The 1,613-nt window shown below is 69.4% G+C and carries 1 protein-coding gene; it reads left to right on the forward strand.

Annotation, left to right across the window (positions count from 1 at the left end; all coding sequences use genetic code 11):
- Nucleotides 1–143 precede the first annotated feature (143 nt).
- Nucleotides 144–1,601 carry an NF041680 family putative transposase gene (locus tag ABZ646_RS46275; protein WP_360533715.1) on the forward strand — a complete coding sequence of 486 codons (1,458 nt, stop codon included), beginning with the start codon at nucleotides 144–146 and terminating at the stop codon, nucleotides 1,599–1,601.
- Nucleotides 1,602–1,613: the final 12 nt, after the last annotated feature.

Here is a 1,613-nt window from a genome sequence, read left to right on the forward strand (position 1 = left end):
CTAGCTTGATCTTTAACCTCGGGCCTCGAACAGGTCGTCGTACTTGATCACTCGCGTCGGTAACTGCCCTACGTGCAGGCGGCCTTCGGCTGACCATGTGCTCCGACCAAGGAATACACGTGATCAGCGCGAAGGCCGTGGGGATGAGTCTGTTGCACCATGCTGTTCTGCAGGATCCGTTCGCGGAACTGTCATGCTTCCGGGGCGAGTTCTACTCCTGTCTGACCAAGCGTTCGGATGCGCTGTTCGAGCTGGCCGACGCCGTGCTGTGTGCGGACGGCCCGGTCCGCTCGCTGGTGGAACTCTCGCTGGTGGGCGAGCATCGCCGTGGACACGGCGGGCTGTATGACGCCCTGGCCGCGGGTCGAATGGACATCACCCGGCTCCGGCGGGCCCTGGCTGCGGTGCCACTGCCGAGGGCGGCGGACGGCCGGCTGGTGCTGGCCGTCGACATCACCTGCTGGCTGCGTCCCGACGCGCACACCTCACCGCAGCGGATTCTGTGTCACACCTACGGACGCGGCAAGGACCAGCACATCCCCGTCCCCGGCTGGCCCTACTCGGTGATCTGCGCGCTGGAAGCAGGCCGCAGTTCTTGGACCGCGCCGCTGGACGCGCTGCGTCTGGCGCCGGGGGACGACGCCGCCACCGTCACCGCCCGTCAGATGCGCGAGCTCATCGAACGGCTGATGGAAGCCGGGCAGTGGAAGGACGGCGATCCGGACGTCCTCATCGTGGTGGACGCCGGATACGACGTGCCCCGCCTGGCCCACCTGCTCCAGGACTTGCCGGTGCAGGTGCTGGGCCGTATGCGCTCGGACCGGGTCCTGCGCCGGGCGGCCCCGCCCCGCGAGCCAGGCACGCTCGGCCGTCCACCCCGCCACGGCGGCGAGTTCGTCTTCGGCGATCCGGCCACCTGGAACACTCCCGATACGGCGACCGAGACCAAGACCCGTCTGTATGGCACGGCCACCGCCAGGGCCTGGGGCCGGCTCCACCCCAGGCTGACTCACCGTTCTGCGTGGGTCTCCCAGCTGGGCGCCCTGCCGGTCATCGAGGGCACTGTGATCCGTCTGCAGGTCGAGCACCTGCCCAGCGGCGCGACCCCGAAGCCGGTGTGGTTGTGGTGGTCCGGCAGTGACGCCACCGACACCCAAGTCGACCTGCTCTGGCAGGCCTTCCTGCGGCGCTTCGACATCGAGCACACCTTCCGGCTGTTCAAGCAGACGCTGGGCTGGACCTGCCCGAAGATCCGTACTCCCGAGGCGGCCGACCGGTGGACCTGGCTGATCCTCGCCGTCTACACCCAGCTGCGGCTGGCCCGACCGCTGGCGGCCGACCTGCGCCGGCCGTGGGAGAAGCCGAGCCCGCCGAACAGGCTCACCCCAGCCCGCGTCCGCCGCGACTTTCGGCACCTGCGCCCGCAGGCCGCCTGCCCCGCCGGAGCGCCGAAATCCTCCCGCCCCGGCCCGGGACGACCACCCGGCCGCCAGAACACCCGGCCCACCCCGCGCTACGACGTGCACACAGTCCGCAAACCAGACACCGGGAAACAGCGAACGAAGAAGTCAACAACCCCACGACCCCGCCGCGCAGGTTAAAGATCAAGCTAG

It is taken from the genome of Streptomyces sp. NPDC007162 (assembly GCF_040634175.1).
Lineage (GTDB): Bacteria > Actinomycetota > Actinomycetes > Streptomycetales > Streptomycetaceae > Streptomyces.